This is a genomic window from Streptomyces sp. NPDC051211, assembly GCF_040689505.1.
GTDB lineage: Bacteria > Actinomycetota > Actinomycetes > Streptomycetales > Streptomycetaceae > Streptomyces.
On the sequence record NZ_JBFBAV010000001.1, the window covers coordinates 251,397 to 273,267 of the forward strand.

General features: G+C 73.8%; 19 protein-coding genes. 13 read left to right on the plus strand and 6 right to left on the minus strand.

Annotated elements, in window-relative coordinates; genetic code table 11:
* Window positions 1-202: 202 nt before the first annotated feature.
* Window positions 203-754, minus strand: coding sequence for a GNAT family N-acetyltransferase (locus tag AB0447_RS01245; protein ID WP_366474318.1), 552 nt, complete (start codon window positions 752-754; stop codon window positions 203-205).
* Window positions 755-867: 113 nt separating this feature from the next.
* Here AB0447_RS01245 and rpmB point away from each other — a divergent pair, with 113 nt between their 5' ends.
* Both rpmB and rpsN read left to right on the plus strand, forming a co-directional pair.
* Window positions 868-1,104, plus strand: coding sequence for a 50S ribosomal protein L28 (rpmB, locus tag AB0447_RS01250; protein ID WP_366474319.1), 237 nt, complete (start codon window positions 868-870; stop codon window positions 1,102-1,104).
* Window positions 1,104-1,409 carry a 30S ribosomal protein S14 gene (gene rpsN / locus AB0447_RS01255; protein ID WP_366474320.1) on the plus strand — a complete coding sequence of 102 codons (306 nt, stop codon included), beginning with the start codon at window positions 1,104-1,106 and terminating at the stop codon, window positions 1,407-1,409. The genes rpmB and rpsN overlap by 1 nt, the downstream gene beginning before the upstream one ends.
* A 124-nt stretch (window positions 1,410-1,533) precedes the next feature.
* Here rpsN and AB0447_RS01260 read toward each other — a convergent pair whose 3' ends face one another.
* Window positions 1,534-1,905: a metalloregulator ArsR/SmtB family transcription factor gene (locus tag AB0447_RS01260; RefSeq protein ID WP_366474322.1), complete on the minus strand. Its 372-nt coding sequence runs from the start codon at window positions 1,903-1,905 to the stop codon at window positions 1,534-1,536.
* A gap of 96 nt (window positions 1,906-2,001) precedes the next feature.
* Here AB0447_RS01260 and AB0447_RS01265 point away from each other — a divergent pair, with 96 nt between their 5' ends.
* A complete protein-coding gene (locus AB0447_RS01265) occupies window positions 2,002-4,005 on the plus strand; it encodes a heavy metal translocating P-type ATPase (RefSeq protein ID WP_366474323.1) in 2,004 nt (667 codons plus the stop codon).
* Window positions 4,006-4,083: 78 nt separating this feature from the next.
* Here AB0447_RS01265 and AB0447_RS01270 read toward each other — a convergent pair whose 3' ends face one another.
* Entirely contained in the window at window positions 4,084-6,345 is a 2,262-nt protein-coding gene (locus AB0447_RS01270) for an MMPL family transporter (RefSeq protein WP_366474324.1), read from the minus strand.
* A gap of 523 nt (window positions 6,346-6,868) precedes the next feature.
* Window positions 6,869-7,396, minus strand: a complete 528-nt coding sequence (locus AB0447_RS01275) for a hypothetical protein (protein WP_366474325.1) — start codon at window positions 7,394-7,396, stop codon at window positions 6,869-6,871.
* A 203-nt stretch (window positions 7,397-7,599) separates the two neighbouring features.
* On the opposite strand from AB0447_RS01275, the gene AB0447_RS01280 reads away from it, so the two are divergent.
* The 5 genes from AB0447_RS01280 (at window position 7,600) to AB0447_RS01300 (ending at window position 15,577) form a co-directional block, all read left to right on the plus strand.
* Window positions 7,600-8,757: a serine hydrolase domain-containing protein gene (locus AB0447_RS01280; protein WP_366474326.1), complete on the plus strand. Its 1,158-nt coding sequence runs from the start codon at window positions 7,600-7,602 to the stop codon at window positions 8,755-8,757.
* Between the two features lie 119 nt (window positions 8,758-8,876).
* A complete protein-coding gene (locus tag AB0447_RS01285; protein WP_366474328.1) occupies window positions 8,877-9,509 on the plus strand; it encodes a nucleoside/nucleotide kinase family protein in 633 nt (210 codons plus the stop codon).
* Window positions 9,510-9,683: 174 nt separating this feature from the next.
* On the plus strand, window positions 9,684-12,107 hold the full coding sequence (locus AB0447_RS01290; RefSeq protein WP_366474662.1) for a SpoIIE family protein phosphatase: 2,424 nt from the start codon (window positions 9,684-9,686) through the stop codon (window positions 12,105-12,107).
* Window positions 12,104-14,494, plus strand: a complete 2,391-nt coding sequence (locus AB0447_RS01295) for a SpoIIE family protein phosphatase (protein ID WP_366474329.1) — start codon at window positions 12,104-12,106, stop codon at window positions 14,492-14,494. The genes AB0447_RS01290 and AB0447_RS01295 overlap by 4 nt, the downstream gene beginning before the upstream one ends.
* A gap of 87 nt (window positions 14,495-14,581) precedes the next feature.
* Window positions 14,582-15,577, plus strand: coding sequence for an alpha/beta fold hydrolase (locus AB0447_RS01300; protein ID WP_366474330.1), 996 nt, complete (start codon window positions 14,582-14,584; stop codon window positions 15,575-15,577).
* A 22-nt stretch (window positions 15,578-15,599) separates the two neighbouring features.
* Here the strand turns inward: AB0447_RS01300 and AB0447_RS01305 are convergent, their stop codons facing one another.
* On the minus strand, window positions 15,600-16,262 hold the full coding sequence (locus AB0447_RS01305) for an HAD family hydrolase (RefSeq protein ID WP_366474331.1): 663 nt from the start codon (window positions 16,260-16,262) through the stop codon (window positions 15,600-15,602).
* A gap of 333 nt (window positions 16,263-16,595) precedes the next feature.
* Here AB0447_RS01305 and AB0447_RS01310 point away from each other — a divergent pair, with 333 nt between their 5' ends.
* From AB0447_RS01310 to AB0447_RS01330, 5 genes are all read left to right on the plus strand, one after another.
* Window positions 16,596-17,312, plus strand: coding sequence for a HemK2/MTQ2 family protein methyltransferase (locus AB0447_RS01310; RefSeq protein ID WP_366474332.1), 717 nt, complete (start codon window positions 16,596-16,598; stop codon window positions 17,310-17,312).
* Complete coding sequence (locus tag AB0447_RS01315) at window positions 17,296-17,550, plus strand: CDGSH iron-sulfur domain-containing protein (RefSeq protein WP_366474333.1); 255 nt, start codon at window positions 17,296-17,298, stop codon at window positions 17,548-17,550. Before AB0447_RS01310 ends, AB0447_RS01315 begins: the two co-directional genes overlap by 17 nt.
* Window positions 17,547-18,569, plus strand: a complete 1,023-nt coding sequence (locus tag AB0447_RS01320; RefSeq protein WP_366474334.1) for an iron-containing redox enzyme family protein — start codon at window positions 17,547-17,549, stop codon at window positions 18,567-18,569. The genes AB0447_RS01315 and AB0447_RS01320 overlap by 4 nt, the downstream gene beginning before the upstream one ends.
* 140 nt (window positions 18,570-18,709) lie before the next feature.
* The gene (locus tag AB0447_RS01325; protein ID WP_366474335.1) at window positions 18,710-19,009 is read left to right on the plus strand and encodes a DUF1490 family protein; all 300 of its coding nucleotides are present in this window, start codon (window positions 18,710-18,712) and stop codon (window positions 19,007-19,009) included.
* A gap of 2 nt (window positions 19,010-19,011) precedes the next feature.
* Window positions 19,012-21,198: a cation-translocating P-type ATPase gene (locus tag AB0447_RS01330; protein WP_366474336.1), complete on the plus strand. Its 2,187-nt coding sequence runs from the start codon at window positions 19,012-19,014 to the stop codon at window positions 21,196-21,198.
* A gap of 55 nt (window positions 21,199-21,253) precedes the next feature.
* Here the strand turns inward: AB0447_RS01330 and AB0447_RS01335 are convergent, their stop codons facing one another.
* Entirely contained in the window at window positions 21,254-21,820 is a 567-nt protein-coding gene (locus AB0447_RS01335; RefSeq protein ID WP_366474337.1) for a GNAT family N-acetyltransferase, read from the minus strand.
* Window positions 21,821-21,871 lie beyond the last annotated feature (51 nt).

The following is a 21,871-nucleotide window of genomic DNA, read 5'->3' on the forward strand; positions in this document are numbered from 1 at the left end:
CGTACCGGTGTCGGAAAAACGGTCATACGACCGTAACCCGCGCCGGGCCTTTTGAGCCCGGACCGGCGGGGGAGGGACTGCTTCGTGACGCCGGACGGCCGGATCGGGACGGTCGGGACGGTCGGGACGGTCGGGCGGTCGGGTCGGGTCGGGTAGCCGCGGCGACCGGACGGCCGGGTCGGCAGCCCGGACGGCCGGAGCGTCAGAGCGTGAGGCTCATCAGGATCTCGTCCCGGTCGTCTCCCGGGGCCACCCGCAGCGCGCCGGGAAACCGGCCGACCTCCACCCAGCCCAGCTTGCGGTAGAAGTCCTCGAGTCCGAGACCGCCTCGCGCGGCGAGCCTCAGCCGTTCCAGGCCCATCTCCTCGCGGGCGAGGTCGTGGACCCGGTTCATGAGTGCGGCGCCGATCCCGCGACCGCGGAACCGGGGGTGCGTCTGGACGTGGTTGACCACTCCGCAGTGCGCGACCAGGGGGTGCGCATCGCGGCGGAGGATCAGCCAGCCGGCGAGGTGCCCGTCGACGCCGGCGGTCAGCAGTCGGCGGTAGCGGGGGTCGAGCCCGCCCACGAGCCCGGCCAGCACGGGCCCGACGTCGCGTGCGGTCACCGGCGGCAGCGGGAACTCGGCGGCGATGACGGCGCCGCCGGCGTTGGCCACCGTCTCCCAGCAGCTGACGAGCTCTTCTCTGAGCTCGGGCGTGACCTCCCCGGGGCGGCTGAACTCCAGGAGCGTCGGGGCTGCGTACACCGTCATGACCGGCACCCTCCCACAGTCCCGGCGTGCCGGGCGGGCTCGCCGTGCCGCTAGTATATGACAATGGTTTCCATTACCAAAAGAAACCCCTTCACGAGAGGCAGGTAACCCCCTTGTCCGCCCACTGCCAGCTGACCGGCGCCCAGCCCGGCTTCGGCAACAACATCTCCCACTCCCACCGGCGCACCTCCCGCCGCTTCGACCCCAACATCCAGCGCAAGCGGTACTGGCTGCCGAGCGAGGGGCGGTACGTCCGTCTCACGCTCAGCGCGAAGGCGATCAAGACCGTCGACACCATCGGCATCGAGGCCGCGGTGGCCCGGATCCGCGCCCGGGGGGTGAAGGTCTGATGGCCAAGAAGAGCAAGATCGCGCAGAACGAGAAGCGCAAGCTGGTCGTCGAGCGGTACGCGGCCCGGCGGGCGGAGCTGAAGGCGATCGTCCGGCGGCCCTCCTCGACGGAGGCCGAACGCGGCGCGGCCCTGGCCGAGTTGCGGAAGCAGCCGCGCAACGCCAGCGCCACCCGGGTGCGCAACCGGGACGGCGTGGACGGCCGGCCCCGCGGTCACCTGAGGAAGTTCGGCCTGTCCCGGGTGCGCATGCGGGAGCAGGCGCACGCCGGATTCCTCCCCGGAGTCACCAAGTCCTCCTGGTGACGCCCGGACCGGACCGGGCGCGTGGTCCCACTCCTCCGGCGGGGTGTGGGGCCGCACGTCCGGTCCGGCCGCGCCCTGGTCGGGAGCACCGTCCCCGGCCCGCTCCTCGGCGGTCCGTGACGATTCAGCGCCGCTCGGCGGGGACGGCGTCGTGCAGCCCCAGGCGCAGGTGCTCCACGTGGAAGAGGGCCTGGTCGAGCAGCTCCGCGACATGGTGGTCGTACAGGGAGTAGACGATCGAGCGGCCCCGCCGCTCGCCCGCGACCAGGCCGAGATTGCGCAGTAGGCGCAGCTGGTGGGAGCAGGCGGAAGGTTCCATCCCGACCGCTTCGGCGAGGTCGCCGACCGCGCAGGGGCCCTCCTGGAGGCGGGCCAGGATGTACAGCCGCGAGGGGGTCGCCAGGGCCTGGAGGGTGGCGGCCACGTCTGCGGTCCCCACGGCGTCCAGGCGTTCGCGGGTGGTGGAGGTGTTCTTGTCGTCCATGCCGTGGCCCATGCGGGCCATCTTACCGGCGATATATGAAGACCTGTTCAGATGTTCCTGTACGGTGGAGGTGTTGCGATCCTCTCGCCCGTGAAGGGTTCATCCGCCATGCCTTCTCTCCTCCTCCAGCGTCCGCAACGGGCCGCGCAGGCCTCCCCGATGCCGCTGCGGCGCCGTACCAGGGTGTTCGCGCTGGCGGAGGCCCGCTGGGCAGCGGCAGCCCTGGTGCTGTTCCTGGCGGCCCTGCCGCTCCAACTGGCCGGTGCACCGGCCTGGACGTGGGGTCCGCTGTACGCGGCCGCCTACGCCACCGGCGGCTGGGAGCCGGCCTGGGCGGGACTCCGGGCGTTGCGCGCCAGGACCCTGGACGTGGACCTGCTGATGATCGTCGCCGCGATCGGCGCGGCCGCGATCGGTCAGGTGATGGACGGCGCGCTGCTGATCGTCATCTTCGCCACCTCCGGCGCCCTGGAGGCACTGGCCACCGCCCGCACCCGGGACGCCGTACGCGGCCTGCTCGACCTCGCCCCGGCCACCGCCACCCGACTGGCCCCGGACGGCCGCGAGGAGACCGTCCCCACCGAGGAGTTGACGGTCGGAGACACCGTCCTCGTCCGCCCCGGCGAACGCGTCGGCGCCGACGGCCGGGTCCTGGACGGGACCAGTGAGGTCGACCAGTCCACCATCACCGGCGAGCCGCTGCCGGTGGCGAAGGAGACCGGCGACGAGGTCTTCGCCGGCACCCTGAACGGCAGCGGCGCCCTGCGGGTCGCCGTCGGGCGGGATCCGGCCGACTCGGTGATCGCACGGATCGTGGCCATGGTGGAGGAGGCCTCCGCGACCAAGGCGCCCACCCAGCTGTTCATCGAGAAGGTCGAACAGCGGTACTCGCTCGGCATGGTCGCCGCCACCCTGGCGGTCTTCCTGGTGCCGCTCGCGTTCGGCGCCGACCTGGCGGGCTCGCTGCTGCGCGCCATGACCTTCATGATCGTCGCCTCGCCGTGCGCGGTCGTACTGGCCACCATGCCGCCGCTGCTCTCCGCCATCGCCAACGCCGGACGCCACGGCGTCCTGGTCAAGTCGGCCGTGGTCATGGAACGCCTCGGCCGGGTCGACGCGGTCGCCCTGGACAAGACCGGCACCCTGACCGAGGGCACGCCCCGGCTCACCGCGGTCCGCCCGCTGCCCGGCAGCGGCCTCGACGAGGACGCGCTGCTCGCCCTCGCGGCCGCCGCCGAGCACCCCAGCGAACACCCTCTGGGCCGGGCGGTCGTCGACGCCGCCCGCGAACGGGGCCTGGACCTGCCCGACGCCGAGGAGTTCGCCTCCGCCCCCGGTGTGGGGGTGACGGCCACGGTCCTGGGCCACACCGTCGAAGTCGGCGCCCCGGCCCGGCTCCTGCGCCCCGCCCCGGGCGGGGCGGCCGACGCGGCTTCGGCCCGCGCAGCCGTGTGGGCGGCGGAACTGGAGGAGGGCGGCGGCACCGCCGTCCTCGTCCGGCGCGACGGGGTTCCCGTCGGCGTGCTGGGCGCCGCCGACCGGCTGCGTCCGGATGCCGCCGCCACCGTCACCTCCCTGTACGGGCTCACCGGCACCGCGCCGATGCTGCTGACCGGCGACAACCCGCGCGCCGCCAGCCGCCTCGCCGCCGAGGTCGGCATCACCGACGTACGTGCCGGACTGCTGCCCCAGGACAAGGTGGCGGCCGTACGCGGGCAGGAGGCGGCCGGGCGCAAGGTGCTGGTCGTCGGCGACGGGGTCAACGACGCCCCGGCACTGGCCGCCGCCCACACCGGCATCGCCATGGGCCGGGCCGGCTCCGACCTCGCCCTGGAGACCGCGGACGCGGTCGTCGTCCGCGACGAACTCGCCACCGTGCCCGCCGTGATCGCGCTCTCCCGCGCCGCCCGCCGCCTGGTGGTGCAGAACCTGGTCATCGCCGGTGTGTTCATCTCGGTCCTGGTGGTCTGGGACCTGGCCGGGCACCTGCCGCTGCCGCTCGGGGTCCTCGGTCACGAGGGCTCCACCGTCATCGTGGGCCTCAACGGCCTGCGCCTGCTGCGCGATGCGGCCTGGAACCGGGCTGCCGCCCCGGGTCGGGGCAGCGCCTGAACAGGGGCCTCCTCGTCCCATGCGACGGGGCCGGCCCGGCTGTTCCCACAGCCGGGCCGGCCCCGTCGCGTACCGCTGCTACCAGCGGTTGTTCGTGTAGTACGGCTCCTTGGCCCGCTGTACCGCCTGCGCCACCTTGTCCTCGGCGGTCCCGCGGCTCTCCAGCTTGGCGCCCTCCACGTCCACGTTCGGCAGCAGCCGGTCCAGCCACCTCGGCAGCCACCAGGCCGACTTGCCGAGCAGGGCGAACAGGGCCGGCACGATGGCCATCCGGACGACGAAGGCGTCGAAGAGGACGGCCGACGCCAGGGCGAAGCCGATCATCTTGATCAGGTCGTTGGACTCCGTGATGAAGCCGGAGAACACGCTGATCATGATGACGGCGGCCGCGCTGACCACCCGCCCGCCGTAGCGGAAGCCGGTGACGACCGCTTCACCGGGCTTCTCCCCGTGGGCGTAAGCCTCCCGCATCCGGCTCACCAGGAACACCTCGTAGTCCATCGCGAGGCCGAACACCACACCGATCATGAAGATCGGCATCGTGCTGATCACCGGGCCGGTCGCCTTGACGCCGAACAGGTCGGCGAGCCAGCCCCACTGGAAGACCGCCACCACGGCACCGAGGGCCGCGCTGACCGACAGCAGGAAGCCGAGCGCCGCCTTGAGCGGCACGAGGATCGAGCGGAAGACGAGCACCAGCAGCAGGAAGGCGAGGCCCACCACCAGCGCCAGGTACGGCACCAGCGCGTCGTCGAGGGTCTTCGAGAAGTCGATGAACATCGCCGTCTGGCCGGTCACGAGGATCTCGTTCGCACCGCTGCCGGTCTCGATGCCGCCCATGCTCTCCCGGATGGAGCGGACGAGCTCCTCGGTGTCGTGGTCGGTGGGTCCGGTGGTCGGTACGAGGTTCAGGATCGCGGTGTCGTTCGCCGTGTTGGCCGTGGCGGGGGAGACGGAGTCGACGCCCTTCACCTTCACCAGTGCCTGACCGGCCGAACCGGCCGCGGCCGAGGCGTCCTTGGCGCTCACGGTGATCGTCAGGGGGCCGTTGAAGCCGGGGCCGAAGGACTCCGACAGCATGTCGTACGCCTTGCGCTGGGTGGTTTCCGGCGCCATCGTGCCCTCGCCGGGCAGGCCCAGTTCCAGGCTGGCGGCGGGCAGCGCGATCGCGCCCAGCCCCACCACGCCAACGAGCAGTACCGACACCGGGTGGCGCAGGACGTAACGGGCCCAGCGCGTCCCCAGGTTGGGCTTCTGGCGGGCGGCCGCCTTGGCGGCCTTGCGCCGCTGCCGGGCCGAGAGCGGCTTGCCGGTGACCGCCTTGCGGTCGATGCGGCGCAGTACCTTGACCGGTGCGAAGCCGAGCAGCGCCGGGACGAGGGTGATCGCGATCAGGACGGCGACGGCGACCGTGCCCGCCGCGGCCATGCCCATCTTGGTGAGCATGGGTATGTTCACCACGGCGAGGCCGGCCAGCGCGATGATGACGGTGAGTCCGGCGAAGACGACCGCGGATCCGGCGGTTCCGACGGCGCGTCCGGCGGCCTCCTGCGGTGCGCGGCCCTCGGCGATCTCGGAGCGGTAGCGGGAGATGATGAACAGGGCGTAGTCGATGCCGACGGCGAGGCCGATCATCATGGCCAGCGTGGACGTGGTGGCGGACAGGCCGAAGGTGCTGCCGAGGGCGAGGATGCCGCTGAGGCCGACGCCGACCCCGATGAGGGCGGTGAGCAGGGGCATGCCGGCGGCGATCATCGAGCCGAAGGTGATCAGCAGGACCACGGCCGAGATGAGGATGCCGATGCCCTCGGCACCACCCAGCTCCGCTTCGACCTTGATGGCGTCACCGCCGGCTTCGACGGTGAGGCCGGTGTCGCGGGCCTCGTCCAACGCCTGTGTGAGCCCGTCGTGTTCCTTGTCGGTCAGCGCGGTGGCGGCGATCTTGTACGTCACGACCGTGTAGGCGGTGGTGCCGTCCTTGCTGATGGCGCCCGCCGTGAAGGGGTCGGTGACCGCGACCACCTCCGGGGCCTTGGTCAGGTTGGAGACCAGCCCGGAGACCGCCGCCTTCCGCTCGGGCCCGGAGATCTTCTCGCCCTTGGGGGCTCGGACGACCACTCGGGCGCTCGCGCCGTCGGCGCCGGCGGCCGGGAACTTCTCCTGGAGCAGGTCGAAGGCCTTCTGCGACTCGGTGCCCGGCATCGAGAACGTGTCGGCCGGAGGTGCCGGTGCGGACGAGGCGGCGACACCCACCCCGCCGAGGATCAGCACCCACAGCAGGGCGGTCAAGCCGCGCCGCCGGAAGGCGAGGCGGCCCAGCTTGTAGAGGAATGTAGCCACGACGAACAGGCTCCTGTCGGATCGGCAGTGAAGGGGTTCGCGCACCGCTTCTCGATGCGCGCAGAGACGGATCCGGGGAGGCATGTACGCCTCAGGACCGCATGACGCCACTCTGGCATCATTGTGGCGCCAACACAAGATGATGGCGCCATTTCTGGTGCCAGTTCGGTGTCACGCGCGGCGTTCCGGAGTTCCCCTTCGGCAGGGTCACACGGGGCTCGTTCGCGTGTCGTGCCGGGCTGAGCCTGTGTGTCAAAAGGGTTCGTCGAGGCGCCATGAATGAGCCATTGTGGCGCCATCGCGTCGGTGCGGGAGGGTGGATCACCGCAGGCCGGAGGTCTTGAAGGGCTCCTGCTCGTCTCCCGGTCGATGGCAGGGCCGCCGGCGCAGCGCTGTCGCGCGGCGCAGCGTGCCGCACCGGACGGCGGTCAGCGGGCCGGGGCGGGCGGCACGCAGGCGCGCGGCCGCCGTCAGGCGGCCGCGCGGGCAGGGCGGCGTCGGGTGTTGTCGGCGGCCGTGCGGGTCAGCAGCCGCCGCAGTTGTAGTAGAGGACGTCCCAGTGGTTGCCCTCGTCCGCATAGACGTTCCCGGCGCCGGAGCGCCACAGCGGGGCGCCGTCCCCGCGGACGCCGATGTAGGTGAACGTGTTCTTGACGTAGCCGGTCAGGCAGGTGCTCTTGGAGAAGTCCAGCTTGTAGCCGTTCCAGTGCGAATAGGTGCCGCTCGCGTGGCCGGTCTCGGTGCCGCCGGTGATGTTCAAGGCGCACCGGGACGCGGACTTGAGGGTCTGGGCGCCCTGGGCCGTCGCCAGGTTCAGCTGCTCGAAGGAGGTGCACGTCGGGTTGTTCCGGTCGGAGCAGCCGCCCGAGGAGGACCAGGTGATCCCCGACTGGCGGAACATCGACGTCGCCGTGGCATGACTGATCTTGGTGGCGGCCCGGGCCTCGGAGGCGTCGGTCAGGACGCCGACACCGGGTGCGAAGAGCGCGGTGAGCACGAGCGCGAGGACGGTGAGGCACGCGCGGATGCGCGGATGCTGGTACGCGGACACAGGTGGATCCCTTCCGCTCTACGGCCTTGCAGGGCACGGGAGATGGTGCCGCACCACCCCGACGCCCGCCAGAACGCCGCCCTTCGTCCAGATGGCCGAAACATGCTCAACCATCCCAAGCGCACGCAACCTTGTCGGCCGAACCATGGTCATCTCCGGCGACCGGGGGCACCAGCCGCCCGGCAGGAGAGCAGGAGACGCACATGGCAGGTCGTACGACGCGCAGGGTCCGGCACGCGGCGGTGGCGGTGGTCGCAGCCGCCGCGGTGGCGGTCGGTGGCCTCACCGGCAGCGCGTACGCCGCTCCCGCGGACAGCGGGCACCGGGCCACCCAGCAGGCCCTGGACGCCGCGGTCCGGGCGGGAGCGCCCGGCGCCGTCGCGGTGGCCGAGCGCGGCCGGCACAGCTGGACGGGTACGGCGGGCGTCGCCGACCAGCGGACGGGCGAAAAGCGGCAGGCCCAGGACCGCTTCCGAGCCGGGTCCATAACCAAGACCTTCGTCGCGACCGTACTGCTCCAACTGGAGGCGGAGGGCCGGCTGAGCCTCGACGACAGCGTGGAGCGGTGGCTCCCGGGGCTCGTGCGGGGCAACGGACACGACGGCCGGAAGGTCACCGTGCGCCAGCTCCTCAACCACACCAGCGGAGTCTTCAACTACACGGAGGACGAGGAGTTCGGCCGGACGGTCTTCGGCACCGGATTCCTGCAGCACCGCTACGACACCTGGCGGCCCGAGCAGCTCGTCCGGGTGGCCACCGCCCACAAGCCGTACTTCGCACCCGGCACCGACTGGCACTACTCGAACACCAACTACATCCTGGCCGGCCTGGTCATAGAGAAGGCCACCGGCAACCCCTACGCGAAGGAGGTCCAGCGGCGGATCCTGCGCCCCCTCCGCCTCGACGCGACCGTGCTGCCCGGAACCCGGCCGGGCATGCCGGAGCCCGCCGGACGGGCATACTCGAAGCTGTCCCCGGACGCGACGGCCCCCACCCACGACGTCACCGAGCTCAACCCCTCGCTGGCCGGAGCGGCCGGCGAGATCGTCACCGACGCCCGTGACCTCAACGACTTCTACCGGGCCCTGCTCTCGGGCCGTCTGCTCCCGCCGCGACAGATGCGCGCGATGACCACCACCGTGCCCGTCCCCGACGCGCCCGGAGTGGGGTACGGGCTGGGCATCATGAGCATCCGGCTGTCCTGCGGCACGCAGGTGTGGGGCCACGGCGGCGGCATCCACGGGTCCAGCTCCAACGCCGTGGTGACCCGCGACGCACGGCACGCCCTGGCCATGAACCTCAACGGCGACTGGGCGGGGGGCTCGCAGGCGGTGGTCGAGGCCGAATTCTGCAGCAAGTAGCCGCCCCGCGGGCGCGGCGGCTCGGGAGAACGGCCCGAGCCCCGCGCCCGCACCGTTCTGCGCCCGCACCGTTCCGCGCCCGGCTGCGCCGACCGTTCCGCCTGGCGGATGATACGCAGATGCCGACGACGGAACCTGAACGACGGGCCCGGCTGCTGGCGGCCTCCGGGGGACGGCGCATCCTCGGGATCGCCGGGCCGCCCGGTGCCGGGAAGTCCACCCTCGCCGGGCGCCTGGCCCGGGCCCTGGGGCCCGCCCTCGCCGTGGTCGTACCCATGGACGGCTTCCACCTCGCGCAGGCCGAGCTGGTCCGCCTCGGGCGGGCCGACCGCAAGGGCGCGCCGGACACCTTCGACGCGACCGGCTACGCCGCCCTCCTCCGCCGGCTCCGCGAGCCCGGCCCGGCCACCGTCTACGCCCCGGCCTTCGACCGGTCCCTGGAGGAACCGATCGCCGGCAGCATCCCGGTCCACCCGGCCGTACCCCTGGTGATCACCGAAGGGAACTACCTCCTCCACCCGGCCGACGGCTGGGCGGACGTACGGCCCCTCCTGGACGAGTCCTGGTTCCTCGCCCCGGACGACGCGATCCGCACCCGCCGCCTGGTGGAACGCCACGTCCGCCACGGCCGCGAGCGGGCGCGTGCCGAGGAGTGGGTGACCCGGTCGGACGAGGCGAACGCCCGGCTCATCGCCCCGACCCGCGCCCGCGCGGACCTCGTGCTCACCGGATCCGAACTCGACACCCCCTAGTCGATCCGACCCCGACCGCCCTCGGACCCGGCGGGACCCGGCGGGACCCGGCGCCCGCCCGGCGCCCGCCCGGATGCGGCACCCGCGGGGTGGGGCGCATCCTGGCTGTGTGACCGGGAGAGAGGTGTGACCGGGAGGCCGGACGACGGCGGACGGGTTCCGGACGAGTTGGCCATGGTGCTCGCCCAGGCCACAGTGGGCGCGATCGAAGCCGTCGGCGGATACGCCGGCGGGATCTACATGCGCTCCGGGACGACGGGCCTGCTGCGGCTCGCCGTCGTCGCGGGGCTGCCCGCGCCGCTGTTCCGCCCCTGGTGGCGGATGCACGTGAACCGGCCGTTCCCCGTCGCGGACGCCCACCGCTCCGGGCAGGCGGTCCACCTGGCCAACGCCGAGGAGGCCATGCGGCGCTACCCCCAGCTGATGGCCGGGCTGCCCTTCCCCTTCGGCTCCCTGTACGAACCCCTCGTCGCCGGACCCGAGCGGTACGGCGTCCTGATGGTGCTGCGCGCCGCGACCCCGGGCGCGCTCGTCAGCGGGGACGACCGCCGTCGGCTGCACGAGGCCGCAGAGCGGCTGGCCGGCCGGCTTGCCCGGCTCGGCGCCGACGGCCCGCCCGTCGTCTGGGAGGACGACCCGGTGTGCGTCACCCTGCCCACGCCCGTGACGGAGCTCCTGCGCACCGGCCGCTTCACCTGGGACCTCGACACGGGCGTGGTCACCGCCGACGCCGGCCTGTGCGTGATCTCCGGCCTGGATCCCGCCGCCTTCCCGGGCGACCTGGCCGCCCTCACCGCGGGCTGGGTGCCGGAGGACCGCCACGGTCTGGGGGTCGTCGCGCGGGAGCTGGCGGATCCGCACGGACCGCCGGCCCGCCGCCTGGCGCTGTACGGACGCGACGGGCGGCGGATCGTCCTCGACCTGACGGCCCGGCCCGGCCCGCCCGGCGCCGGCGGCCGGCGGCCGCTGTCCGGACTGGTGCTGGACCTCGGCACCGGCCCCTTCACCGAGCAGGCCGCCGACCGCCTCACGCAGGCCGTCCTGGCCCTCGACCGGCTCGGCCGGGTGACCTACGCCAACGACGGCGTCCCGGCCCTGCTCGGGCACAGCCGCGCCGAGCTGGCCGGCCGGGTGCTGTGGGAGGCCCTGCCCTGGCTCGGGCAGCCCGCGTACGAGGACTACTTCCGGGCGGTCCTGATGGGCAGCGACCCGGTCCAGTTCGTGGCCCGGCGCTCCGCGGAGGAATGGCTTTCGGTCGTCCTGCACCCCGGCCCCGGCGGCGTCACGGTCACCCTGACCCCGGAGGAGCAACCGGCGTACACCCCGGCATCGCTGGTCCGGCCGGGTGCCGGGCTGGGCTCCCCGGCCGACCGGGCGGCCGCCCTGTACCGCCCGGTCGCCCTCGCCATCGCGCTCACCGAGGCGGTCACCGCACGCCAGGTTTCGGCCGTGGTGACGGAAGAGCTGCTGCCCGCCTTCGGCGGCCGCCAGCTGGCCATCTACCTGCTCAACGAACGCCACCTCTACCTCGCCTGGGAGACCGGCTTCCCCAAGGGGTTCCTCGACCGCTTCGACGGGGTCTCCCTGGAGGTCCGGCTCCCCGGCGTCGAGACGCTCACCTCCGGCCGCCCGATCTTCTTCGAGTCGATGGAACACCTCGCCGCCGCCTACCCGGGCATCGCCCTGGACGCCCACGTCGGCGCCCGCGCCTTCCTGCCGCTCATCGCCTCCGGACGGCCGGTCGGGTCATGCATCCTCGGCTTCGACCAGCCGCGCGGCTTCAGCCCGGAGGAGCGCACGGTACTCACCGCCCTCGCCGGGCTCATCGCCCAGGCCCTCGAACGCGCCCAGCGCTACGACACCGAAGCCGCCCTCGCCCGCGGGCTCCAGGACGCCCTGCTCCCGCACCGGCTGCCGGTGGTCGACGGAGTCGAAACCCTCGGCCGCTACCTCCCCGGCACCGCCGGCATGGAAGTCGGCGGCGACTGGTACGACGTCATCGAGACCGGACCCGGCGCTCTCGCCCTGGTCATCGGGGACGTCCAGGGGCACGGCGTGCCGGCCGCCGCCACGATGGGTCAACTCCGCAGCGCGGTACGGGCGTTCGCCCTGAGCGGGAACTCCCCGCAGGAGGTGGTGAGCGGCACGAACCGGCTGCTGATCGACCTCGATCCGGGCCAGTTCGCCAGCTGCTGCTACATCCTGCTCGACCCGGGGACCGGCTCCATGCGGGCCGTACGCGCCGGGCACCCGCAGCCGCTGCTCCGCCACGCCGATGGCCGGACCGACGTACTGGACCTGCCGGGCGGGGTGGTGCTCGGCGTCGACGGCGAGGCCGCCTACCCCGTCACCCGGCTCCAGCTCGAACCGGGCGCCGTCCTCGCCCTGTTCACCGACGGCCTGGTGGAACAGCCGGGCACCGACATCGACGTGGGCATCGAGCGGCTGCGCCGCACCCTGGCCGAGGCCGGGTCGGCCGGCCTGGCCGAGACCGCCGACCGGCTCGTGCGCGAGGCCGGGGAAGCCCCCGACCGGCCCGACGACGTCGCCCTGCTGCTGGCGGCCCGGCGACCCGCGGAGTGGAGGAAGGCGTCATGAGCGCAGTCCCCGGCTTCGGTGAACTGCACGGTCCCCTCGACGTGTCCAGGGCCGCCATGGCCGTCCTCGACGGACAGGGCCGGGTGCTGGGCTGGAGTCCGGCGGCCGAGGAACTCCTGGAGTACGCGGCCTCCGAGATGCTCGGCCGGCCCTTCGCCGACCTCGCCGCCGACACCCCGGCACCCGGCCTCATGCCCGGCCTGCGGCGCGTACTGCGGCTGCGCCGGCGCGGCGGGCACACCGTGCGGACGGCGGTGGCCGTGTTCACCGTCACCCCCGGCGACGACCGCGACGGCGACGCCGACCTGCTGGGCGGGCGGACGCGGCCCGCCCGCCTGCTCGCGATGGCCGACGCCGCCGAGACCGAGCAGTGGGAGGCCCTCCAGTCCATGCTGCGCGGCCTCGCCACCCAGTCCCCGGTCGGCCTGGCCATCTACGACACCCGGATGCGGGTGGTGTGGACGAACTCCGCCCTCTACAAGGAGATGGGCACCACCCAGTACGCCGGACTCGGCCCGGACGACATGGTCACGCACGGCGTCGTCCTGACTCCCGGCATGCCCGGCACCCTGGAAGAGATCATGGACGGCGTGCTCGCGACCGGCGAGCCCGTCATCGAGCTGCACTACCGCGGCCGCCCGCCCTCCGCTCCCGACCGCGACTACGTCTGGTCGTGCTCCTACTACCGGCTGGCGGATTCCGCCGGAACCCCGCTGGGCGTGTGCGAGGAGACCGTCGACATCACCGAGCGCTACCTCGCCCAGCAGCGCCTGGACCTGCTGGTCCGGGCCGGCACCGGCGTGGGCACCACCCTCGACATGGGCCGCACGGCCCAGGAGTTCGCCGCCGTCGCCATCCCGCAGTTCGCCGACTCCGTCACGGTCGACCTGCTGGAAACGGTGCTCGACGGCGACCGGCCGGCCTCCGGAGACGCCGGACCGCCCGAGGACCGGCTGGTGCGCGTCTGGCCTCCGGCCGGGCAGCCCGTCGTACACGCCCCCTCCACCGTCCGCGGACGGGCCCTGGCCACCGCGCGCCCGGTGGACGAAGCCGGCCTGCTGGCCGTGCCGCTCCGCGCCGAGGGCGCCAACCTGGGTGTCGTGGCCTTCGCCTGGGACCACCGCGGCACCCCCTTCGACCCCGGTGAACTGGCGGTCGCCGACGAGCTCGTGGCACGGCTCGCGGTGTGCATCGACAACGCCCGCCGCTACGCCCGCGAGCACGCCGCCGCCCTCATGCTGCAGCGCAGCCTGCTGCCCCGGCTGCTGCCCCAGCTGTCCGCCGTCGAACTCGCGTACCGCTACCTGCCCGCCGACAGCCGGGCCGGGGTCGGCGGCGACTGGTTCGACGTGATCGCCCTGTCCGGGGCCCGGGTGGGGCTGGTCGTCGGGGACGTGGTCGGGCACGGCCTGGGCGCCGCCGCCACCATGGGCCGGCTGCGCACCAGCGTGCGGGTGCTGGCCCGGATGGACCTCGCGCCCGACGAACTCCTCGCCCACCTGGACGACCTCGTCACCCAGGGCACCAACGAACGGGCCGCGGTCCGCATCGAGGGCGAGGAACTGCCCGAGGACGAAGCCTTCGGCGTCACCTGCCTGTACGCCGTCTACGACCCGGTGACCGGAGCCTGCACGATGGCCCGGGCCGGACACCCGCTGCCCGCCGTCGTCGACCCCGAGGACGGCACGGTCACCTTTCCCGAGCTGCCGTCGGGGCCGCCGCTCGGCCTGGGCGGCCTGCCCTTCGAGTCCGCGGAACTGACGCTCGCCCCGGGCAGCCTGCTCGCCTTGTTCACCAACGGCCTCGTGCAGGCCCGCGACCGGGACCTGGACGAGCAGCTGGAGACGCTGCGCACGGTCCTCGCCCGCTCGGGCGAGCCGCTGGACGATCTGTGCGACGAGGCGGTCGGGGCCCTGATGCCCGGCCCGGCGGACGACGACGCGGCCCTGCTGCTGGTCCGCACCCGGGTCCTCGGCCGGCACCAAGTGGTCGTGTGGGAGCTGACCGCCGATCCCCAGGCCGTCGGCCGGGCGCGGGCGGCGGCCGCCGCCCAGGTCCGGGCCTGGGGCCTCGACGACCTGGTGTTCACCACCGAACTCGTGGTGAGCGAACTGGTCACCAACGCCATCCGGCACGCCGCGGCCGGCCCGGTCCAACTGCGGCTGATCCGCGACCAGACGCTCATCTGCGAAGTGTCCGACAGCGGCCACACCTCACCGCACCTGCGGCACGCCGCCGGAGACGACGAGGGCGGCCGGGGCCTGTTCCTCGTCGCCCAGACGACCCAGCAGTGGGGCACCCGCTACACGGCCACCGGCAAGACGATCTGGGCCGAGCAGGCCCTGCCCGCGGTGAAGCGGCCGACGGCCGAGGGACACGCCGGGTAGGGCAGGGAGCGGGGTGGCGCTGCGGACGGCGGCCACCGTGGCCCGATTCCGGCGATCACCCGGGCGGGCGATCATAGAGTCGGCCACATGAGCGATATGAGCGGTACGAGTGAACCGGCCGGTGGCGGTGGGCAGTCGAGGCGCCGTGTCCTGAAGGCGGCCGTGGCCGGGGCCGGCGCGGTCGCCGCGGCGGGGGCGGGAGCCTCCGCCGCGCACGCGGACGGGCGGCGGCGCGGCGCCCCCACCTTCGTCCTCGTCCACGGCTCCGGGAGCAACTCCTTCGGCTGGACCGCGGTCCTGGGCGAGCTGGCCCTGCGCGGCCACCGCGCCGTCGCGGTCGACCTGCCCGGCCACGGCCTCGGTGCGTGCCTCCCGGTCTCCTACCAGGCCCCGCAGGACCTGGACCGGCTGCGGACCGAACCCTCCCCGATCTCCGAGGTGACCCTGGCGGACTTCGCGGCCCACGTGGTGGGCGTGGTGCGGCGCGCCCACCGCAACGGTCCGGTCGTCCTGGTCGGCCAGAGCATGGGCGGGGCGACGGTGAACGCGGTCGCCAACCAAGTGCCGGAGCTGCTCTCCCACCTGGTGTACGCCGCGGCGTTCTGCCCGACCCGGCACTCCTCGGTGATGCAGCTGATGACGACTCCGGAGGCCTCCACCAGCGCCCTGTTCCGGATGACCGGCGTCCCGACGCCGCCGGAACTCGGGGTCAGCCGGGTCAACTGGCGCTCCGGCGACCCCGCGTTCTTCGCGGTGGCCAAGGACGCCCTCGCAGCCGACCGGCCGGACGCCGAGGTGCGGGCGCTGCTGAACATCCTGGAACCGGACGAGTCTTCGGCCATCGCGCTCGCCGACGCCCGGGGAGTGCCCGAGACCTGGGGGCGGGTGCCGCGGACCTACCTGCGGTTCGGCGAGGACCGTTCCATCCCGCCGGCGCTCCAGGACCTGATGATCCGCGAGGCCGACGAGACGACCCCGCGCAACCGTTTCCGCGTACGGTCACTGGCCGCACCGCACATCGGCCCGCGCGACCCGGCGGTGTGGGCGGACGAACTGGAGCGCGTGGCCCGGCTCTGCCGCTGAGGGCAAGTCGCCCCTGGGCCCTTCACGTTCCGCCGAAGGGACTGCGGTCGAGGTGGCGGAGCAGGTCGGCCGGGTCCCGGTACACGGACCCGGCCCCTGCCTCTTCGAGGTCGGCCCGCGGGATGCCCCCGCAGAGCAGGCCCACACAGGCCACCCCCGCCCGGGTGCCCGCCTTCATGTCCCACACCGTGTCCCCGACGAACACCGCGCTGTGGGCGGGCGCGTCGACCAGCTCCAGTGCATGGTCCACCGGGTCGGGGGCCGGCTTGCCCTCGCTCACGTCGTCGGAGCTCGCGGTCGCGGTGATGGCCTCGTCCGCCCCGATGGCCTTGCGCAGCGCGGTCAGCTCCGTGCTTCCGGCCGAGGTGACGAGAACGACCCGCCAGCCCCGCCCGTCGAGTTCGCGCAGCAGCCCGGCGGCCGAGTCCAGGGCGGGCAACCGGTCGAAGTACGTGCCGTAGAGGGTGTCGTGCGCGGCGCTGAGGGTGTCGTCCTCGCTCGCGTCGCGGTCCTCCCCGAGCAGGTGGGCGATCAGATCCTCCCCGGGCAGGCCGATCGCGCGGTGGATGTCGTGCATGGCCACCTCGTGGCCGGCCTGCCGGAGCGCCTCCCACCAGCAGGTGACGTGCAGGTGATTGGTGTCGGCGAGCGTCCCGTCGACATCGAACAGCGCGGCGCGGTTCATTGACGCCTCCCGCCGTGACCCGTGACTCGTGGCCCGGGATCAGTGACCCGGGATCCCGGGATCCGGGGACTCAGTGCCCGAGCTCGCGCTCGAGCTCGGGCTTGTTCATGGACGAGCGGCCGTGCACGGGCACTCCTCTCCTCGGTGGACATGCGCTGCGCCTACCCGTCGCGCCGCTCCGCACACCCGGCTCCACCGCCGGCGCGGCCCGGCCGGCCCGGGCACGGCGTCCTCCCGGCCGCTGATTGGCGCTTTGCGCCGTTTGTGCATTGAGTCCCGTGGCCCTGGGTAGCCGCCACCTACCGAAGACCATCCCCTGCCACCCCGGTCCGCATGCGCGGACCGGTCGATCCGGAGGTCACCGTGCCGCTTTCCGTCCTCACTGCGGGGAACGCCCTGCAGCCCCTGATCGCCCTGCCCGGCGTCTACCGCCCGCAGGCCGACACCCGGCTCCTCGCCGGGGCCCTCGCCCGGGAAGGGCTGGGCCCCCACACCGAGGTCCTGGAGATCGGTACCGGTACGGGCGCCGTGGCGCTCCGCGCAGCGGCCACCGGGGCCCGGGTCACCGCCGTGGACGTCTCCTGGCCGGCCGTGCTCGCCGCCCGCCTGAACGCCCTGCGCCGCCGTCTGCCCCTGCGGGTCCTGCACGGCGACTTCGCGGACCGCACCCGCGGCCGGCGCTTCGACGTGGTCCTGGCCAACCCGCCCTACGTGCCCTCCCCGCTCGCCCGGCTGCCCTCCCACGGCGCCGGCCGCGCCTGGGAGGGCGGCCCCGACGGACGCGAGGTCATCGACCGGATCTGCGCCCGGGCTCCCGCCCTGCTGGCAGCCGGCGGCGTACTCCTCATGGTCCACTCGGCGATGTGCGGGCCCCAGAGCACCGTGCAGCGGCTGGAGCGGGCCGGGCTGGCCGCCGAGGTGACGGCGCGGGCCCGGGTCCCGTGGGGCCCGGTGCTGCGCGCCCGGCGGACCTGGCTGGAGCGCCGCGGCCTGGCCGACGCCGGCGAGGAGTGGGAAGAGCTGGTGGTCATCCGTGCCCGGTACCTCTGACACCCCGCGCCCCGCCGTACCGGCCTGCCCGGCCCGCCGGGTGGCGGTGGACCCCCAGGGCCCGGTCCTGATCGAGGGCCCCGTGGAGATCGTCCTCGACGACGGCACGGTGGCCCGCTCCGACCGCTTCCTGGTCGCCGTGTGCACCTGCCGCCGCAGCCGGACCTACCCGTGGTGCGACACCAGCCACCGCCCCCGCGAACGCCCCTCCGCCCCCGAGGACAGGACCGCCCGATGACCACGCTCAGCCCTGCCCCCACCCGCCCCGCCCGCCCCACGCTGGTCCCGGGGCGGGGCCGGCTGTCGGACGCCGTCGTGGCCTCCCTGCGCACCGGCCGGCCCCCGGCGTACGAGGAGGCGGCCGTGGGTCGCGCCGACCCGTGGGGCGAGGACCTGCAACTCGCCCTCTACCTGCTGTACGAACTCCACTACCGCGGCTTCGCCGGCGTCGACGACGACCGGGAATGGGATCCGGAGCTGCTGCGGCTGCGCCGCGCCCTGGAGCACCGCTTCCTGCACGCCCTGCGCACCGCACTCCACGACGGGCCCGCCACCGTGGAGGAGGCCTTCGCGCCGCTCCTCGTCGAGCCCGTCGACCTGACCGGCAGCCTCAGCCGGCACCTCGAAACCGACGGCGAGCTCTGGCAGCTGCGCGAGTACGCGGCGCTGCGCTCCCTCTACCACCTCAAGGAGGCCGATCCACACGCCTGGGTCATTCCGAGGCTGACCGGCCGGGCCAAGGCCGCGATGGTGGCCATCGAGTACGACGAGTTCGGCGCCGGCCGCCCGGACCGCATCCACGCCCGCCTCTTCGCCGACCTGATGACCGACCTCGGCCTGGATCCCGCGTACGGCACCTACCTGGACCGGGCCCCGGCCCCCCTGCTCGCCACCGTCAACCTGATGTCCCTCTTCGGACTGCACCGCTCCCTGCGCGGCGCCCTGGTCGGACACTTCGCCTGCGTCGAGGTCACCTCCTCGCCCGGCTCCCGCCGCCTCGCCCACGCCATGCGGCGCTGCGGAGCGGGACCGGCCGCGGAGCGCTTCTACGCCGAACACGTCGAGGCGGACGCCGTCCACGAGCAGGTCGTACGCCGGGACGTCATCGGCGGCCTGCTCGCCGACGAGCCGGAACTCGAACCCGACATCGCCTTCGGCTGCGCGGCTACCCTCCTGCTGGAGGACCGCCTCGCCGCCCGCCTCCGCGCGGCCTGGGACCGGGGCCGGACGGCCCTGCGGCAGCAGCCGCCGGGCTGAGCCCCGCGCCTGCTCCGCGCGGCCGCCCGTCCGCCCGGCCTTCCGCCCGCCCGCCGTCCCGCTCGATCGCGCGCCCCCGCGGGTCCACACTGGACATGGTGGCCCGTCGCGCCCCCCGGCGCGGACGGAAGGAGCAGTCCATGCACCCCCTCGCCATCGCCGGTGCGACCGCCGGCAAACTGGCCCACTACGCGGTATCCGGAGTGGTGGGCGGGCTGATCATCAAGAATCTGCCCGCCGCCAAGCCCGCGGCCCGCAAGGCGCTGGTCGGCGGGCTCGCCGGCGGGATCGTCGCGAGCCGCTGGCTCGCCTCGGCCGCCGAGGAGGCCCGGCTCAAGGCCGGCGACATGCTGGCGGAGGCCCGTACCTCGCTCGGCGAGGAGGTACCGCCGCCCTCCGCGGTCAAGGTCGAGAACCACGACCACGATCACGAGCACTGATCATGCCCGCCGTCCTGGTGTGCTCGGTGGCGGCGGGGCGGGCCCGGCTGACCGTCCCCTGGCTACGGGACCGGCCCGGATGCGCCGGACTGGTCGACGACCGGCTCGCGGGCGTCAGCGGGTTCCGCGCGCTGCGCATCTTCCCGCGCACCGGCAGCGTGGTCGTCTGGACGGCCCCGGAGGAGCTGGACGTCGACGCCCTCGTCGCCCTCCTGGAAGAGGCCCCGCCCGCCTCCGCGCCCGCCCGGCCCACCCGCTCCACCCCCGACTCCTCCACCGGTGAGGTCGCCCGACTGGTGGTCGGCGGCGCCGTCCTCGCGCTCGTGGCGCTGCGGCGGCTGCTGGGGCGGCCCCCGTTCACCCTCGGCTCCGGCGGCTTCCTCGGCGTGATCACCGTCTTCACCGGGCTGCCCTTCTTCCGGGGCGCCGTCCGCTCGCTGCGCGGCCGCAGCAGTCCCGGTACGGACACCCTGGTCACCGCGGCGACAGTGATCTCGCTGGTGCTCCGGGAGAACGTGGTCGCCCTCACCGTGCTGTGGCTGCTGAACATCGGCGAGTTCCTGCAGACCATCACCCTGCGCCGGACCCGCCGCGCCATCGAGGACCTCCTCACCATCGGCGAGGAGCGCGTCTGGCTGGTCCGCGAGGCCGGGGTGGAGGTCGAGGTGCCGCTGGAGGAGGTCGAGCCCGGTGACGTGGTAGCCGTGTACGAGCACCACCGCATCCCCGTCGACGGCCACGTGGTCTCCGGCGAGGCCCTGGTCGACCAGGCCGCGGTCACCGGCGAGGCGCTCCCCGTCTACGCCCGCGACGGCTCCCACGTGTACGCCGGCACCATCGTGACCTCAGGCTCGCTGACCGTACGAGCCGACTCCGTCGGCCGGGACACCACGGTGGGCCGGATCATCAGCCGGGTCGAGGAGGCCCAGTCGGACCGGGCGCCGATCCAGACCGTGGCCGCCCGCTTCACCCGGCGGTTCGTCCCCGTTTCCTTCGCGCTGGCCGCGCTGACCTACGGGGTCACCCGTGACGCCCGGCGGGCCATGACCATGCTGCTGATCGCCTGCCCCTGCGCGGCCGGCCTGGCCACCCCGACCGCGATCAGCGCCGCCATCGGCAACGGCGCCCGCCGCGGCACCCTCATCAAGGGCGGCACCCACCTGGAGGGCATCGGCCGGGTCACCGCCGTGGTCTTCGACAAGACCGGCACCCTCACCTTCGGCCGCCCCCTGGTCACCAGCGTGGTCACCCTCAGCGACGGCTTCACCGCCGACCAGGTGCTCAGCCTCGCCGCCTCCGGCGAACTCCACGCCCGCCACCCGCTCGCCCAGGCCATCGTCGCCCGCACCGAGGAACAGCACCTGCACATCCCCATCCACCAGGCCTGCGAGGTCGTCCTCGGCATGGGCATGCGCGCCGAACTCGACGGCACCCGGCTGCTGGTGGGCAGCCCCGCCCTGCTGCGCCGGCACGGGGTCGGCCTCACCGACGAGGCCCAGGGCTGGACGGAACGGCTGCGCGGCGGCGGGGAGACCGTCATCTGCCTGGCCCACGACGAGGACCTGATCGGCATGCTCGGTGTGTCCGACGCCGTCCGGGCCGGCGCCGAGACCGTCATCCAGCAGCTGCGCGACCTCGGAGTGTCCCGCCTCGTCCTCCTGACCGGCGACGCCCCGGAAACCGCGCAGGTCGTCGCCGACACCCTCGGCATCACCGAGGTCCACGCGCACGCCCTTCCGGAGGCCAAACTCCAGCTGATCCGGGACCTCCAGGCCGAGGGCCACACGGTGGCGATGGTCGGCGACGGCACCAACGACGCCCCCGCCCTGGCCCTGGCCGACGTCGGCATCACCATGGGCGAGCACTCCTCGCACGTCGCCCTGGAGACCGCCGACATCGCGCTCGCCGGCAACGACCTGCGCCAGGTCGCCGCCGTCGTCGAACTCAGCCGGCACACCCTGCGCGTCGTACGGCAGAACTACGGGCTCGCCATCGGCGTCAACCTGCTCGGGCTGGTGGCCGGGGCCGGCGGAACCATGAACCCGGTGCTGGCGGCACTGCTGCACAACACCAGCAGCATCGCGGTCGTCGGCAACTCGGCCCGACTGGTCAACCACACCCCGCACCTGCCCCGGGTGGGCGACGAGACCCTCCGGCGGGCCCCGCTGGAGGAACGCCGGGTCCACTGACGCCGGGACGGTGACGCCGGACAGTGACGCCTGGTCCGCCGGCTCCGGGGGCCGGCTAGCCGCGGGCCAGGGACGGGACGGGGACCGGGATCTCGAAGTGGACCGTCCCGTAGCCGCCGTGCTCCCCGGTCGTACGGGCGTCGCACACCTCGGTGGCGAGGCTCCGCCAGAACCCCTCTGCGCCGGGGATGTCGACATTGGTGTGCAGGTAGATGCGCTCGTAGCCGGGGACTTCGGCCACGAACGCGCAGGCCGCGCCGACCATCGCGCGGGCCAGCCCGTGCCGCCGGTGCTCCGGGCGCACGTAGACGCGCAGCAGCTGCGCCGTGCTGCCCGAGGGGTACTGCTCGGCGAGCCGGGCCGGGTGCGGGGGATGGGCCGGCCCGCGGGAGTGCACGGCGGTGGTGCCCACCACCTCGGTGCCCAGGGCCGCCACGACCAGGGTGTGGCGCGGGTGGGCGAGGTACGCCGCCTCGATGTCGACGACATCGGAGTGCCACCGGGGCACGTACCCGTAGTCGAACTCCCGGTAGAAGGTGTCGAGCATGACGCTCCGCGCGCCGGGGACGTCCTCCGGCCGGGCATGCCGTACCGCGTACGGCCCGATCTGCAGCTGGTTCACGGGCGGCACGTTACCCGAAAACCCATGTATTGGAAATGAAAACGATTTCAG

What these genes read in the sequence shown, in the direction of transcription:
- AB0447_RS01245 (WP_366474318.1), bottom strand. Translation starts at nt 754, where the DNA reads ATGACGGTGTACGCAGCCCCGACGCTCCTGGAGTTCAGCCGCCCCGGG.
- rpsN (WP_366474320.1), top strand. Translation starts at nt 1,104, where the DNA reads ATGGCCAAGAAGAGCAAGATCGCGCAGAACGAGAAGCGCAAGCTGGTC.
- AB0447_RS01260 (WP_366474322.1), bottom strand. Translation starts at nt 1,905, where the DNA reads ATGGGCCACGGCATGGACGACAAGAACACCTCCACCACCCGCGAACGC.
- AB0447_RS01265 (WP_366474323.1), top strand. Translation starts at nt 2,002, where the DNA reads ATGCCTTCTCTCCTCCTCCAGCGTCCGCAACGGGCCGCGCAGGCCTCC.
- AB0447_RS01280 (WP_366474326.1), top strand. Translation starts at nt 7,600, where the DNA reads ATGGCAGGTCGTACGACGCGCAGGGTCCGGCACGCGGCGGTGGCGGTG.
- AB0447_RS01285 (WP_366474328.1), top strand. Translation starts at nt 8,877, where the DNA reads ATGCCGACGACGGAACCTGAACGACGGGCCCGGCTGCTGGCGGCCTCC.
- AB0447_RS01290 (WP_366474662.1), top strand. Translation starts at nt 9,684, where the DNA reads ATGGTGCTCGCCCAGGCCACAGTGGGCGCGATCGAAGCCGTCGGCGGA.
- AB0447_RS01295 (WP_366474329.1), top strand. Translation starts at nt 12,104, where the DNA reads ATGAGCGCAGTCCCCGGCTTCGGTGAACTGCACGGTCCCCTCGACGTG.
- AB0447_RS01300 (WP_366474330.1), top strand. Translation starts at nt 14,582, where the DNA reads ATGAGCGATATGAGCGGTACGAGTGAACCGGCCGGTGGCGGTGGGCAG.
- AB0447_RS01305 (WP_366474331.1), bottom strand. Translation starts at nt 16,262, where the DNA reads ATGAACCGCGCCGCGCTGTTCGATGTCGACGGGACGCTCGCCGACACC.
- AB0447_RS01310 (WP_366474332.1), top strand. Translation starts at nt 16,596, where the DNA reads ATGCGCGGACCGGTCGATCCGGAGGTCACCGTGCCGCTTTCCGTCCTC.
- AB0447_RS01320 (WP_366474334.1), top strand. Translation starts at nt 17,547, where the DNA reads ATGACCACGCTCAGCCCTGCCCCCACCCGCCCCGCCCGCCCCACGCTG.
- AB0447_RS01325 (WP_366474335.1), top strand. Translation starts at nt 18,710, where the DNA reads ATGCACCCCCTCGCCATCGCCGGTGCGACCGCCGGCAAACTGGCCCAC.
- AB0447_RS01330 (WP_366474336.1), top strand. Translation starts at nt 19,012, where the DNA reads ATGCCCGCCGTCCTGGTGTGCTCGGTGGCGGCGGGGCGGGCCCGGCTG.